Genomic DNA, 14,292 nt, shown 5'->3' on the forward strand with positions numbered 1-14,292 from the left:
GAGGACGCCCTTTCCGAGCATCGCAGCGAGCCACGGCGAGCGAGGAGCGCGGGAAAGGCGTCCTCGGGCCAACACGGTCATGTGCCCTCCTGAAGTCTCGGTCTGCCGATGAGGCGCGCCGCGTCGAGCCCGCTGCGCACCGCTCCCTCCATCGTGTCCGGCCACCCGGTACCGGTCCACGCCCCCGCGAGCACCAGCCCCGGCACCTTGCTCGCCGGGTTCGCGCGCATCACCGCGGTCCCCGGGCCCTGGCGGAATGTCGCGTGCCGTTCCCGGGTGACGAAGAACGACTCGACGTTCGCCGCGGCGGCCGCGGGAAGCACCCTGCTCAGCTCGGGGAGGAAAGTCTTGCGCAGGTTCGCGGTCGGCTCGTCGATGAGTTCTTCCGCAGCAGACAGTGACACGGCGAGGTACTGGGCGCCACTCGGTTTTCGCGCGTCGTCGCTCGATTCGGTGAGTCCGGAGATCGCGGTGCGGTCGAACACCCACTGCACGGGGGAGTCGACGAAGGCGAGCATCTGCTCGTCGAGCACTTCCCGGTCGTAGACCACGTGCAGGTTCAGGATCGGCGAGGTGCCGAGCTCCTCGGGATAGCCGGACGGCGTGCGCAGCGAGCCCTTCGGGGCGAGCTCGGCCGCCTTGCGCGCGGGTACCGCGAGCACGACCCGGTCCGCCTCGAGCCGTTCCCCGTCGAGTTCCACCGTGAACCCGTCCGCGTCCGGGGTGATCCGGCGCGCCGGGGTGTCGGTGCGCACGCTCGCGCCCCGGTCCCGCAGGTACTTCTCCGCGGCCTCCCCGTGCAGCCGCTGCAGCGGAACACGGGGGATCCCGATATCTGCCGAGTCCGCGTTCTCCAGCAGCGCGGTGCGGAACACCATGGCGCACAGGGAAAGCGCGGCATTGTCCGCTTCGGTGTTCAGCGCGGCGACCGTGATCAGGTTCCACAGCGCCTCGATGGTGCGGTCGTTCTGTCCCGCGCGGCGCAGCCAGGTGCCGAACCGCTGCTCGTCCAGCGCCGGGTTGTCCAGTTCGAGCTTGCGCAGTTCGTCCACCCCGCGCAGTACCCGGAGCCGGTCCGTGAGGCCGAGCAGTCCGTACCGGGCCAGTGCGGGACCCAGGTGCAGCGGGGCGGGCAGTCCGGGGGTGCGTTCGAGCACGTACCGGTTCCCGCCCGGGCGCTGCACCGGGATGCGGAACCGGGGCTGCATCTCGATCTCGTGTTCCACCCCGAGCCTGCGCAGCCAGCCGAGGTATTCGGTGTAGCAGCGCAGCAGCACGTGCTGGCCGTTGTCGATCACCAGTCCTTCCCTGGTGAACGAGAAGGTGGCCCCGCCGAGCCGGGCCCGTTCCTCGAGCACGGTGACCGACCAGCCACGGTCCACCAGCGAACAGGCCGCCGTCAGCCCGGCAAGCCCGCCACCGGCCACGATCGCGCGCATCAGAACGCACCCGCCAAGGCCCGCGCGGCGACTCCCGCCTTCTCCATACCGGGCAACGAGACCCGCCGGTCGAGCACCTGCCAGGGCCGCAGCGAGATGTTGGTCAGCAGCCGCTGATAGATCCCGGCCATCGCCGCGCAGCAGGCCCTGCTCCTGCGGTCCAGGCGGCCGAGCAGCCGCATCCCCTCGGCGTACCACTCCTGGGCGCGGGCCGCCTCGAACTCGATGAGGGCGAGCAGCGCGTCGTGTTCGTCGAGCAGGGCGCCGTCCGCGTCGATGTCCAGGGTGCACCCGAACCGTTCGAGATCTTCGGCCGGCAGATAGATCCGCCCGTTGATCCGGTCCTCGCGGATGTCGCGCAGGATGTTGGTCAGCTGCAGGGCGATGCCGAGCGAATCGGCGAGCCGGTCGTTCGCCGGGGTCCGGTCCGCGCCGAACACCGCGAGGGAGAGTCGCCCGATCGATCCGGCGACACAACGGCAGTAGTGCCGCAGCCCCTCGAAGTCCGGATAACCGGTGCCGAGCACATCCGCGCGGCAGCCTTCGATCAGTTCCTCGAAGGCGCGCATCGGGATCCCGGTGCGCGCCCGGGTGTCCGCGATCGCCACCAGCACCGGGTCCTCGGGAAAGGCCGCGGGATCCGCGCACGCCTGCTCGGCGAGGGCGAGACCGGCGAGCTTGGTCTCGGCGTCGTCCTGCCCGTCCCCGATGTCGTCGATGCGCCTGGCGAAGGCGTACACCGCGGAGAGCGCGGCACGCTTGGGTTTGGGCAGCAGCTTGATGCCGTAGGAGAAATTGCGAGCCTGTTCGGTGGTGATCTGCTCGCAGCGCTGATAAGCCTCGTCGAGATTCACCCTCGTCCTCCAACGAGGCTGCGCAGCGCCAGCGCCGCGGTACGTGGCTTGCTCGGGCCGACCTGCGAACCGATCGTGTCGAAGTTCGCCGCCGCGATCGCCGCGGCCGTCGCGCGCCCGCCCGCGAGGAACCCGGAGACCGCGATCCGCCCGGCCCCGCGCAGTTCCCTGAGCAGTGGCTCTCCCTCGTCCAGCAGTCGCACCGCGCGCTGGGCCTCGAAGGCGGTCAGCGCGCGCAGCCCGCGCGAGGCGGGTGCCCTGGTCAGTTCCTCGGTGCTCACCCCGAACCGTTCGCGGTCCTGCGCGGGCAGGTAGATCCGGCCGTTCCCGGCGTCCTCGGCGATGTCCTGCAGGTGCTCGAGGATCTGCAGTGCCGTGCAGATCCTGTCGGAGAGCTTCTCGTTCGCCGGCGTGTGATTGCCGAACACGTACAGCACCAGGTTGCCGACCGGGTTCGCGGAGTAGGAGCAGTAGTCGAGCAGCTGCTCGTAGGTCCGGTACTCGCGCACCTGCTGATCGGTGAGGTTCGCGGTGATCAGGTCGTCGAATGGTTCGCGGGGGATGCCGACCTCGCGGACGGTTTCCCCCAGTACCCGCATCACCTCGTCGCGCGGCTCGCTTCCGGCGAACAATTCGTCGAGATCGCGGGAAACCTTGCGCAGCAGGGTGGCGCGATCGCCGGGCGCCTCATCGCCGATGTAGTCGACGAACCTGGCGTACACGTAGATCGCCATCAGATGACGCCGGTGCTTCTTCGGGAGAAACCACAGTGCGACCGGAAAATTCTCGGTCCCCGCGACCTTGCGGAGCTCGGTGGTGGACACCGCCGGATGCGGTGCTCTGTGCGCCTGTGCGGCGCCCGATCGCTGACGCTGGAGGGCCAATCGGGTCATCCTTTACTGCCGTCGTCGGTCGCCGCGGCCGCTTGTGGCTGGCCTTGCCGACCACCGCCGAGTTCGAGGTCGTCCGGGACATTTCGCGATTAGTTGTGTCATACAGCTACTTTTGCTGCTACCGTACTCTTCACCCTCGGCTTACGGTAGTTGTGGGACATCACTCGGGCGGCTACAACCCGACAGGGACTGCATAGGTGAGGAAACAGCCACGAAAGCCACGCGCGCACAAGCAGCAGGCGGCGCCGCGCAAGCGGGCCCGAGCGGACACAACGCCCGGAAAGCTCGCGCGCAAGCAGGCGCGCGCCGACAACAAGGTCGCGCGGCGGCGGGCGAAAGCGGCGACCCGGGCTGACAAGGCGAACAAGGCCGCGAAGAAACAACAGCCCATTCCGTCGTTTCTCGGGCCGAACGCCACCGGAACCGACAGTCTCGAACTGGCCGAACGGCAGCTGACCCTGCTCGTCCGCACCACCGCGATGCTCGCCCAGGAGAACACCCGCGAGGCTCCACTGGACCGCTCGAGCTACTTGTTGCTGTGCACCCTGGACAAGAAGGGGCCCTCGACCATCTCCACGCTGGCCGCCGAGCTGTGCCTCGCCGCGTCCACCGTGACCCGCCAGGTCGCCACCATGTGCGCGGCCGGGCTGGTGTCCAGTGCGGCCCATCCCAACGACCGGCGGGCCCGGGTCATCACCATGGAGTCGCACGGCAAGGAACTGTTCGTGGCCGAGCGCAAGCGCCGCCGTGGGGTGCTTCGCGCGATCACCGGCAGCTGGACCGACGACGAGTGCGAACAGCTCGCCGAACTGCTCAGCAGGCTGAACACCTCGCTCGGCCAGCTCTTCGAAGGGGCCCCGCTCGCCTACGAGCTGTGAACCGGGGAGCGGCGAATACCCCTTCACAGGGGTACCGCAGGAGGGTCAGGCCGCGGCGTGCGCGCCCGTCCAGCGCAGTTTCAGCCGCAGCGCGATGCCCTGATTGCGCATCGAACGGCGGATCCACAGCACCGAGACCGCGATGGCCGCGCCGACCACACCGTACGAGCCCGCGGTGGAGACCATCAGGAAGTTGCCGACCGTCTGGGTGGCGAGCACGAACAGCGTGCTGACCCCGTTGACCAGGAACACCAGCGCCCACAGCAGCGAGATCTGCTTCAGCACGCGCTGCAGGTGCGGATGCCCGGAGAGGGTGTCCGGGATCACCCCGAAGTCGTCGGCGAGCTTGGAGAGCAGCGGTCGCTTCAGCGGTAGCGTCGCGAGCAGGGCGAAGGTGATCAGGAAGTTCTGCGCGGTCGGCTGCAGGAAGTAGAGGAACACGCTTCCGGTGCAGAACCCGATCACCGTTCGGACGACGAGTAACGTGGTCGTCAACCACAGGACGGCGGGAACCTTCTTGCGGAGCACGACTCGGCGCCCGAGCGCGAGCAGGGACCAGCCGAGCGCGGCGAACAGGCCACCGTCCAGTCCCACGAGGCGGAACAGCAGGTAGAACAAACCGAGCGGGATGAGCGTTGACTCGAGGAGCGGCACCGCCGCTTTCCGCAGCAGCGCGGCGACCGGAGGGAGGTGCACCGTCGTATGAGTGGTCTGCACGCGCTCAGCCACCTTGCCAATCGGGTCGACTACCGGGTTCAGAGTAGGGCTGGCCATAGGAAGTATAACCGGACGCGTGAAATTGCGGTGGCGGACCGGTCGGATCGAGAGGAAAATAGCGCGTGGTGAATACCGAACTGGTGGTCGCCGCGCCACTCGCCGTGCTCGCCGCGGCGTGCATCGGGCTCGCGAGCGCGGCCCAGGCGGGCGCGGCCAAGCAGGTGGAAGCGACGGGGACACTCGACCCGCGCCTGTTCAAGCGGCTCGTGCAGAAGCCGCTGTGGCTGCTCGGGGTCGGTTGCACGATCGCGGGGCTGGTGCTGCAGCTGCTCGCGCTGAACTTCGGACCGTTGATCCTGGTCCAGCCCATCATCATTACCTCACTGCTGTTCGCCACCGTGTTCTACGCATGGTTCGGGCACACGCGCATCGACGGCATCATTATGGTCGGAGCCTTGTTATGTTGCGGTGGGCTCGCGGCGTTCATGCTGCTCGCGCGACCCACACCAGGTACCTCCGTTCCCAAGGACGTGTGGGGCCCGGTTCCGTTGGCCATCGTTCTGGTACTCGTTCTCGGTGCCGGGGTACTCACCGCGAACCACGTCGGCCGCCGGTTCAAGGTGCTGCTGCTCGCGCTGTGCACCGGTCTCGCCTACGGGATGACCGCGGCGCTGATGAAGGTCATCACCTCGCAGCTGCAGGACGGGATCGGCACGATCTTCGCCCACCCGGTGCTCTATCTGGCCTGCGCGCTCGGCCCGGTCGGTTTCCTGCTCGCGCAGAACACCTTCCAGGTCGGCAAACTGCTCTCCCCCGCGCTCGCCGTGATCACCGTGGTGGACCCGATCATCGGCGTACTGCTCGGGATGCAGTGGTTCGACGAGAAGGTCACGGTCACCCCGGGGACGCTGATCGGCGAGCTCATCGCGGGCGCCGCGGTCATCGGCGGGATCAGCCTGCTCTCCCGGCGCGCGGACCACATCACCGCGAGCCATGCGCCGCAGGGCGACGAGACAGCGGACGCGGGCGAGGTTCCCGGAGACACCGCGCCCCAGTCCTCGCACTGAGCCGGGTTTTCGGCCCGGCTCGCGCGGCGGGTCCGGTGGCGGAACCTCGGGCCCTGGGCGACCTGGCCAGGTATTCCGAGACACCACGTCGGTGCCGTCTTCGCGAGGAAACACCCCCGGATCAGACGGCGGCGTGTGCCGGTTTGCGCCGGGGCGCGCCGAGCAGCCAGGTGCCGCGCCCGTTCTCGCGTAGTCGTTCGATCGGACCGGAAAGCAGCCGGATCGCCAGGAAACCGCTGCACGCGACGATCGCGCCGAGCAGGTAGCCGCCGAGCACGTCGTGTGGGTAGTGCGCGCCGACGTACACCCGGGAGAAGCCCATGACCAGGCCGAGCACGATCATCGCCGAGCCGATACCGCGGTGTACGAGCAGGATCGAGACCGCGAAAGCCGCCGCGAGCACCGAGTGATCGCTGGGGAAGGCGAAGTCGCTCGGCGGATCACAGACCGCGACGGTGAACACGTGCGGGATCGAGCGGCACGGGCGCAGCTCGCTCACCACGGGTTTGACGAGGTATTTGCTGATCGCGTAGGCCAGCAGCACGGCGATCGGGGACCACAGCGCGGCCGCCATGATCTTCGGTGAGCGGACCCGCGCGGTCCACCAGGCGAGCACCATCAGCGCGGCGAACAGGACGAAACCGTAGTCGGTGAAACCGTTCGCGATCCCGTGCAGCCACGGCGTCTGCTTTGCGAAGTCGGTCAGGTCCACGTACCAGGAGCCGTCGATCCCCGACCCATCGACCGCGGTGCGCGCGGCGTCGGTGGCTGCTGGATTCATCGGTCCTCCGTGCTCGGAATGGCGGGTAGGCGGGCGAGCCTAGCCGATGTGATCGGTGTCAAGCCGTCGCCCTGCGCCCCGTTCATCGCTAAGGTCAGCTCCACTGCGCCAGCCAGCTCGCCGGGTCTTCCCGGATGTGCGCCAGCGCTGCCGTGCAGGCGCCGACCAGGCTTGCCTCGGTGCCGAGCCGGGCGGTGTGCACCTGCGCGCCGAGCCGCCAGCCGACGGTGCTCGCGGGTACCGCGCGCAGCCAGCCACCGAGCAGCACCGGGGGCCACCCGGTGAGCGCGAGCATCGGGGCTAGCGCGATGCTCAGCGCCTCGATGGCGTGCCCGGTTCGTTCGCGCACGCTCGCCGGGTCCACATAACGGCCGAGGCAGCCGCGAGCGCCGCACGGGCAGGGTTCCCCGCGCGGGCGCACCGGGACATGGGTGAGGTCCCCGGAGCTGCCTTCCGGGAGCAGGGCCGCACCGAGCACGGTCTCGCCGCCGAGGTAGAGCAACCGCTCGCTGCCGTGCGCCCGCGCCTGCGCCTGCGCGGCATAGCGGAGCTCGTCGCCGCTTGCCGCCTCGATGCCCGGGGCGCCGAGTTCGGCGAGTTCGGCGCGCAACCGGGCGTCGAGTTCGGGACCGTGCCTTCCGGGCGGAGCAGCCAGGGTCACCCCGGCCACCGAGCGCCCCGCGGATGTGGCCGTGTCGAACAGTTTGCGCAGCACCGGGCGCGCCAGCCGCGGTTCGCTGCCCTCGATGCCCCTGGTCTCCCTGGCCAGCACCCGGCCGCCGAGGTCGGCGAGATAACCGACGGCCTTGCCCGCGCGCAGGCTCAGCCCGATCCCCACCGGGCCGAGCGGGTCCGGGGCGAGGCTCGTCGCGGGGCGCCCTGGCCGGTCGGTGCCGCCGCGGACCGTTTCGTGCACCAGACCGGACTCGATGAGTTCGGCGGTCAGCGTGGAGACCGTGGCCTTGGTCAGCCCGGTGCGCCCGGCCAGCGCGGCCCGCGAACACCCGGGCTCATCGGTGATCAACCGGAGCAGTAACGCCATGTTGTGGCTGCGTAACGCCGAGCCGCCGGCGCCGCGTCCGGGATCCATGTTCGCCAGATTAGTTCATTCGGTGAACGAACAAAACCTGGCGCATCCGGTGGACCACCGGTAGGAAAGCGCGCATGGCAGAGGTGGCATACGTCGAAGCGTCCAGGGTGTATCCCGGCAATCCGCCCGTTCGGGCGGTGGACAAACTGAGCCTGCAGGTCAACGACGGCGAATTCCTCGTGCTCGTCGGCCCCTCCGGATCGGGGAAGTCGACCGCGCTGCGCATGCTCGCCGGGCTCGAGGAGGTCAACGAGGGCAGCATCACCATCGGTGGCCGGGATGTCACCAAGGTGCAGCCCAAGGACAGGGACATCGCCATGGTGTTCCAGTCCTATGCGCTCTATCCGCACATGACCGTCGCGGAGAACATGGGTTTCGCGCTGCGGCTCAAGCGGGTGGCCAAGGCGACGGTCGCGGAGAAGGTCCGCGAGGCCGCCGAGATGCTCGACCTGACCGCCTACCTGGACCGCAAACCGAAGGCGCTCTCCGGCGGGCAGCGGCAACGAGTCGCGATGGGGCGCGCGATCGTGCGCGAACCGAGCGTGTTCCTGATGGACGAGCCACTGTCCAATTTGGACGCCAAGCTGCGGGTGGAGACCAGGGCCAATATCGCCGCGCTGCAGCAGCGGCTCGGCACCACGACTATCTACGTCACCCACGACCAGGTCGAGGCGATGACCATGGGTCACCGGGTCGCGGTGCTCAAGGACGGGCTGTTGCAACAGTGTGCCTCGCCCCGCGAACTCTATGAGCGCCCGGAGAACGCTTTCGTCGCCGGCTTCATCGGTTCACCGAGTATGAACCTGGTCACCGCGAGCGTTTCCGCGGACGGCGCGCAGCTCGGCGGCCTCGACATCCCGCTGCTGCGCGGGGCGGAGACCGGGGCGCACGATCAGGTCACCCTCGGGCTGCGCCCCGAATCGCTGCGCCTGGTCGGTGCGGACGAACCGGGCACGGAACTGTCCGTGGAACTGGTCGAAGAGCTCGGTGCGGACGCCTACCTGCACGGCACCGTGGCCGGAGACAGCAACCAGCGCCTCGTGGTCCGGGTGGACGGGCGCACCCCGCCGCGGCTCGGGGAAAAGGTGCGGATCGGGGTGAATGCGGCGGATCAGGCGCACGTGTTCGACCCGGAAACAGGGCTTCGCATCAGCGACTGAGCCGGTATGCTCGGATGATATGAGTGCTCGGCGGGTTCCCGGTTACTGTACGCTCTGTAAATCGCACTGTGGCTCGATTTCCGTGGTGGACGGGAACCGGCTGCTCGCCGTGGAACCGCTGTCCGAGCACCCGACCGGTGGCGCCCTGTGTGCCAAGGGAAGGGCGATGCCGGAACTGGTGGCGAGCGGGGAGCGGCTGCTGCATCCGATGCGGCGTACCAATCCGAAGGACGCCGAGGATCCCGGCTGGGTGCGGATCGGCTGGGACGAGGCACTGGACGAGGTCGCGGAGCGGCTCACCGCGATCGCCGCGGAGTCGGGACCGGAAGCGGTCGCCTTCGCGGTGACCACGCCGAGTGGCACGCCGATGGTGGACGGGCACGAGTGGGTCAACCGTCTGGTGCGGTACTACGGCAGCCCGAACATCATCTATGCGACCGAGATCTGCGGCTGGCACAAGAATTTCGCGCACGCCTTCACCTTCGGCAAGGGAATCGGCACCCCCGACTACCGGCACGCCGAGCTGATCGTGCTGTGGGGGCACAATCCGGCACGCACCTGGCTGGCGCAGGCGAGCGCGATCGCCGAGGCTCGCAAGGACGGGGCGACCGTCGTGGTCATCGATCCGAAGCGGGCGGGAAGCGGGCAACAGGCGGACACCTGGATGCGGATCCGGCCGGGGACCGACGGAGCGCTGGCCCTCGGGATGATCAACCAGCTGATCCAGCACGGGAGCTACGACGAGGAATTCGTGCGCTGCTGGACCAATGCGCCGATGCTGGTCGGGGAGGACGGTGAACTCCTCGGCGCGGACGGGGAATTCCTGGTGTGGGACACCGTGCTCGAGGCCCCGCGCGGTTACGACACCGCCCATCCGCTCGCCGAACCGCGGAATGTGGCTCTGCGCGGGAGTTACACGCTGCCGGACGGCCGGACCGCGCGCCCGGTATTCGAACTGCTCGCCGAGCACGCGGGTGACTGGAGCCTGGACCGGGTCGCCGAGACCACCTGGCTGGAACCGGCCGAGATCGCGGATTTCTACGCGCTGCTGACCAAACACCAGCGGGTCACCTACTACACCTGGACCGGGGTCGGCCAGCACACCAACGCGACCCAGACCGAACGCGCCATGGGCGTGCTGTACGCGCTGCTCGGCAGCTACGACCGCACCGGCGGTATCCGGTGGTTCGACAAACTCGCGCAGAACCCGCTCGGGCCGTTCTCGATCCTCGGCCCCGAGCAGCAGGAGAAGGCCCTCGGCAAGGCCGAGATGCCGCTCGGCCCGCCCGCGCAGGGCAATGTCACCGCGCGGGACTTCCGGCGCGCCGCGCTTTCCGGGCAGCCGTACCCGGTGCGGGCGCTGATCGGTTTCGGCGCGAACATGGTGGTCTCCCAGGGTGCCGCGGACGAGAACCGGGAAGCCTTGCGGGCACTGGATTTCCAGGTGCAATGCGATATGTTCGTGAACCCGACCGCGGCCACGGCGGACATCCTGTTGCCGGTGTGCGCGCCCCCGGAACGCGAGGGCCTGCTGATCGGCTTCGACAACAGCGCCGCCGGTGAGGAACACGTGCAGCTGCGGCCCAGAATGGTGCCACCGGCCGGGGATTCGCGTTCGGACTACGAGATCGTGCTCGGCCTCGCGGACCGGCTCGGCCTGCGCGCGGATTTCTTCGACGGGGATCTGGACGCGGGCTGGAATCATCAGCTCGCCCCGCTCGGGCTCACCGTCGAACAGCTGCGTGCCAAGCCCGAGGGGGTGCGAATCCCCATCGAGCAGCGCGAGCGCAAGTACGCCACCGAGGCGTCGGACGGGACGGTGACCGGGTTCGCGACCCATACCCGCCGTGTCGAGTTGTACGCCACGATCCTGCGCGAGCACGGTCAGCCCACGCTGCCCACGTTCACCGAACCGGACGAGGTGGCTCCCGGTGACGAGGACTTCCCCTTCGTGCTCACCACCGCGAAAAACGGCCACTACACGCACTCCTCGCTGCGCAAGCTCGCCTCGCTGCGGCGGCGTTCACCCGATCCCTGCCTGGAACTTCACCCCACGCTCGCGGCGGCGCGCGGACTCGCCGAGGGGGACTGGGCGATCGTGCGCACCCCGGACGGGCAGGCGCGGTTGCGGGTGCGATTCGATGAGAGCCTGCACGAGCGGGTGGCGATCGCCGAACACGGCTGGTGGGACAACCAGCCGGTGGCCGCGACACCGGGGCTGGACGCACTCGGCACCCGGACGAGCAACATCAACGCCGCCCTCTCGGATCGCCGCCGGGATCCGGTGAGTGGATCGGTGCCGTTGCGCGCGGTCGCTTGCGATATCCGCAGGGACGACGAGACCTCGGCGGGAAACTGGTCCGGTTGGCGCGAATTCCGGGTCACCGCGCGGGTCCGCACCGAGGTGGGCGCGCTTTCGCTGACCCTGCAACCGGTCGACGGCGGTGCCGTGCCGCAGTTCCGCCCCGGGCAGCACATCCAGGTGCACGCACCGGAACTCGGCACCCAGCGGGCGTACTCGCTCACCAACGCCTACGATTCCGGCTCGCTGCGCATCCTGGTCAAGCACATCGGCGGGCGGATGTCGGCGCACCTGCACGAATCCGCGCCGGAGATCCTCGAACTCAAGGCCCCATCGGGCACGTTCACCCTGCCGTTCGGCGGGGACCGGCCGGTGTTGTGCATCGGCGGCGGGATCGGGGTGACACCGTTCCTCGGCTACCTCGAGTCGCTGGCCACCGGGGCCACCGCGCCACCGGATCTGCGCGTGGTCTACACCCGCAGGAACGAGCAGGGCGCGGCGCCGATCGCCGAGCGCCTGCGCGAACTCGCCGGACGGGTGCCGCAGGCGCGGGTACACGAATACCGCACCGGCGCGGGGATCCCCCGGTTCGGGGTCACCGAGCTCGACCCGGAGTTCCTGGCGCGCAAGCCCTTGGTCTATCTGTGCGGGCCCGCGGCGATGATGAGTGAGCTCATCGAGCAGTTCCACGCGGCCGGGCTGGACCGGTTCGACATCTTCAGCGAGGAGTTCTTCACCGAGGTGGAGATCCCGGAAACGCTGGCCCCCGCCACGGTCCGGTTCACCCGCAGTGGCCGGGAACTGCGCTGGACCAAGGAATCCGGCACCCTGCTGGACGCCGCGGAGGCGGAGGGCATCCCGCTGCCGAGCGGATGCCGCACCGGGGCCTGCGAATCCTGCCGGATCACGGTGCGTGGCGGCGAATTCGCCCACCTGTCCACTGTGGACAACGAACCGGGCAGTTGCCTGAGCTGCCAGGCGATTCCGCTCTCCGACTTGGAGATCGACGCCTGAGTACAGGCAGAAGGTTCGTATTGTGCGGACGTTCTGTGCACATTGCCCGTTGAGCGGGGTGACCGGGGCGAGGATGGTCTCCGGGCATGACTCGACGCCACAGTGACGTGACGCGCGGGGACCTGATCCGTAGGACGATGCTCACCGGGTCCGCGGTGAGCGCGACCGCGAACGCGGCCCAGGAGGTTCCGCCGCCGAAAGCCCGGCCGCGGGCACGCGAACTGGGAATCCGGGTGGGATCGCGGGAAACCGGGAAACACAACGCGATCACCGATGTGGACGGGGTCCGGGTCGGGCACACCACGCTGATCTCCGGGCAGGGTGAACAGGCGGTGCGCACCGGGGTCGCGATGCTGGTGCCGCACAACGGAAATCCGTTCGAGGACGTGATCCCGGCCGGGTTCCACTGGCTCAACGGTAACGGAGAGATGACCGGAACCGCGTGGCTGTGGGAATCGGGGCTGCTCTCCTTACCGGTCTGGATCACCAACACCGGCAGCGTCGGGGTGGTGCGCGACGCGCTCTACGCGCTGCAGGCCGAGGAGGGTAAACAGAGCTGGTCGCTGCCCGTGGTCGCGGAAACCTGGGATGGCAAGCTCAACGACACCAACGGCCGGCACGTCACGACCGCGCATGCGCGGGCCGCCTACCGTTCCGCGCGATCGGGACCGGTCGCCGAGGGCAATGTCGGCGGCGAGACCGGGATGATCTGCCATGGTTTCAAGGGGGCATCGGCACCTCCTCGCGGGTGCTGGACGGCGCGGACGGTGGCTGGACGGTCGGGGTGCTCGTGCAGGCCAATCACGGCAAACGTCCGCGGCTGACCGTGCAGGGGGTTCCGGTCGGCGAACACATCGGCGCGGATGCGGTTCCGCTTCCCGGAGAATCGCACCAGGGCGCGGGGGCGATCATCACCCTCGTCGCGACGAACGCGCCGTTGTCCGCGCAGCAGTGCGATCGGCTCGCGCAACGCACCGCGCTCGGGATCGGGCGCACCGGCGGCGTGGGGGAGAACGGCAGCGGGGACGGCACGCTCGCGGTCTCCACCGCCGCGGCGGGCCGGATCCCGGCTTCGCTGGACGGATCCCCGAGCGCGTACACCTCGAGCAGTTACCGAACTCCGCTGTCGATCCGCTGTTCTACGCGGTCGTGGAGGCCACCGAGGAGGCCATCCTGAACGCCATGCTCGCCGCGCGCACGATGACCGGATTTCGCGGTGCCACCGCATACGAGCTGCCGGACGACAAACTTCTGGACACGCTCGCGAAATACAACCGGCGCTAGAGTCCGACGGTCTCCGCGCACAGTGCGCGCGCGGCATCCACGGTTTCGGTGAGGTTTCCCGGAACCGCCGCGGTGAACAGCTCGTCGATCCCGCTCAGTCCGGCGCGGGCGAGCAGGGTTTTCTCGTTGGTGACCCATTCCCCGTGCGCGGCGAGCGCCGCGTGCGCGGACTGACTCGCCGCCTGCGCGAGCAGCCCGAGGCACTGGGCGAGCCTGCCGTACGGTGCATGGTTCGCGCGGGCGTAGGTGAACAGCAGATCCGCGCTGCCCCACCACACTTTCGGCGCGTTCTCCCGCAGTGGTTCGGGGTAAACCGGTCGCGGTAGTTCGCCACGCAGCACCTTGTTGATCGCGAGCTCGCCGACGATCAGATAGGACGGGATCCCGGCGAGGTGGAACAGCAGCGGTTCGATGTGGAACCGTCCGGCTTTCGCTTTCTCCAGTTCGCGCTCCACCACGTCGAGATCGCGGTAGTGCACATCCACCTGGTGTCCCTCGGGCTGGACCCAGGCGCCGCCGTTGAACACGCCGCCGCCCCAGCCGCCGAGCTCGGAGACCTCGCCGGGCCAGCCGAGCGCGCGCAGGTGCTCCGGATCGAACTCGCCCCGGTAGTAGATCGCCAGATCCCAGTCGCTGTCCGGGCGATTGGTGCCCTGCGCCCGGGAACCGCCGAGGGTGACCGCTTCCACGAGGGGCAGCCCGGCCAGTCGTCCGGCGATCCGTTCCAGGAATCCGTTCTCGTCCATACGGTGATCGTGACACGGAACGGCAACCGGTTCGTTGCCGCGGCGACGGCGTGATCGTGTTCTAATG

Annotated in this window: 12 protein-coding genes and 1 pseudogene; 6 read left to right on the plus strand and 7 right to left on the minus strand. The window is 69.1% G+C overall.

Translation table 11 applies throughout. The features are described from left to right. Positions 1 to 77: 77 nt before the first annotated feature. From hpnE to hpnC, 3 genes are read right to left on the minus strand one after another with little or no spacing between them, the layout of a single operon-like run. The gene (gene hpnE, locus A37U_RS0113090; protein ID WP_020497099.1) at positions 78 to 1,439 is read right to left on the minus strand and encodes a hydroxysqualene dehydroxylase HpnE; all 1,362 of its coding nucleotides are present in this window, start codon (positions 1,437 to 1,439) and stop codon (positions 78 to 80) included. Further along, a complete protein-coding gene (gene hpnD, locus A37U_RS0113095) occupies positions 1,439 to 2,293 on the minus strand; it encodes a presqualene diphosphate synthase HpnD (RefSeq protein WP_020497100.1) in 855 nt (284 codons plus the stop codon). Before hpnD ends, hpnE begins: the two co-directional genes overlap by 1 nt. Beyond that, positions 2,290 to 3,117, minus strand: a complete 828-nt coding sequence (gene hpnC, locus A37U_RS43460; protein ID WP_157182805.1) for a squalene synthase HpnC — start codon at positions 3,115 to 3,117, stop codon at positions 2,290 to 2,292. The genes hpnD and hpnC overlap by 4 nt, the downstream gene beginning before the upstream one ends. 266 nt (positions 3,118 to 3,383) lie before the next feature. Here hpnC and A37U_RS48265 point away from each other — a divergent pair, with 266 nt between their 5' ends. Then, positions 3,384 to 4,064, plus strand: coding sequence for a MarR family winged helix-turn-helix transcriptional regulator (locus A37U_RS48265; protein WP_020497102.1), 681 nt, complete (start codon positions 3,384 to 3,386; stop codon positions 4,062 to 4,064). 45 nt (positions 4,065 to 4,109) lie between these two features. On the opposite strand, the gene A37U_RS0113110 is transcribed toward A37U_RS48265, so the two are convergent. Next, complete coding sequence (locus A37U_RS0113110; RefSeq protein WP_051111634.1) at positions 4,110 to 4,781, minus strand: VC0807 family protein; 672 nt, start codon at positions 4,779 to 4,781, stop codon at positions 4,110 to 4,112. 125 nt (positions 4,782 to 4,906) lie between these two features. Between A37U_RS0113110 and A37U_RS0113115 the strand changes: the two genes are divergently transcribed. Further along, positions 4,907 to 5,848: a DMT family transporter gene (locus A37U_RS0113115; protein WP_240437577.1), complete on the plus strand. Its 942-nt coding sequence runs from the start codon at positions 4,907 to 4,909 to the stop codon at positions 5,846 to 5,848. A 121-nt stretch (positions 5,849 to 5,969) separates the two neighbouring features. On the opposite strand, the gene A37U_RS0113120 is transcribed toward A37U_RS0113115, so the two are convergent. Beyond that, complete coding sequence (locus tag A37U_RS0113120; RefSeq protein WP_020497105.1) at positions 5,970 to 6,629, minus strand: phosphatase PAP2 family protein; 660 nt, start codon at positions 6,627 to 6,629, stop codon at positions 5,970 to 5,972. A 94-nt stretch (positions 6,630 to 6,723) separates the two neighbouring features. Continuing rightward, complete coding sequence (locus tag A37U_RS0113125; RefSeq protein WP_020497106.1) at positions 6,724 to 7,719, minus strand: winged helix-turn-helix domain-containing protein; 996 nt, start codon at positions 7,717 to 7,719, stop codon at positions 6,724 to 6,726. Between the two features lie 74 nt (positions 7,720 to 7,793). On the opposite strand from A37U_RS0113125, the gene A37U_RS0113130 reads away from it, so the two are divergent. The 4 genes and pseudogenes from A37U_RS0113130 to A37U_RS54410 all read left to right on the plus strand — a co-directional run bounded on the left by A37U_RS0113130 (position 7,794) and on the right by A37U_RS54410 (position 13,479). Beyond that, positions 7,794 to 8,879, plus strand: coding sequence for an ABC transporter ATP-binding protein (locus tag A37U_RS0113130; protein ID WP_020497107.1), 1,086 nt, complete (start codon positions 7,794 to 7,796; stop codon positions 8,877 to 8,879). A 19-nt stretch (positions 8,880 to 8,898) separates the two neighbouring features. Then, entirely contained in the window at positions 8,899 to 12,195 is a 3,297-nt protein-coding gene (locus A37U_RS0113135; RefSeq protein ID WP_026197180.1) for a molybdopterin-dependent oxidoreductase, read from the plus strand. 137 nt (positions 12,196 to 12,332) lie between these two features. After that, positions 12,333 to 13,372 (plus strand): annotated as a pseudogene (locus A37U_RS43470) (P1 family peptidase). Beyond that, the gene (locus tag A37U_RS54410; protein WP_020497109.1) at positions 13,345 to 13,479 is read left to right on the plus strand and encodes a hypothetical protein; all 135 of its coding nucleotides are present in this window, start codon (positions 13,345 to 13,347) and stop codon (positions 13,477 to 13,479) included. Before A37U_RS43470 ends, A37U_RS54410 begins: the two are co-directional and overlap by 28 nt. Here A37U_RS54410 and A37U_RS0113145 read toward each other — a convergent pair. Next, positions 13,476 to 14,225 carry a nucleotidyltransferase domain-containing protein gene (locus A37U_RS0113145; RefSeq protein WP_020497110.1) on the minus strand — a complete coding sequence of 250 codons (750 nt, stop codon included), beginning with the start codon at positions 14,223 to 14,225 and terminating at the stop codon, positions 13,476 to 13,478. The genes A37U_RS54410 and A37U_RS0113145 overlap by 4 nt on opposite strands. Positions 14,226 to 14,292: the final 67 nt, after the last annotated feature.

The organism is Sciscionella marina DSM 45152 (assembly GCF_000379465.1).
Lineage (GTDB): Bacteria > Actinomycetota > Actinomycetes > Mycobacteriales > Pseudonocardiaceae > Sciscionella > Sciscionella marina.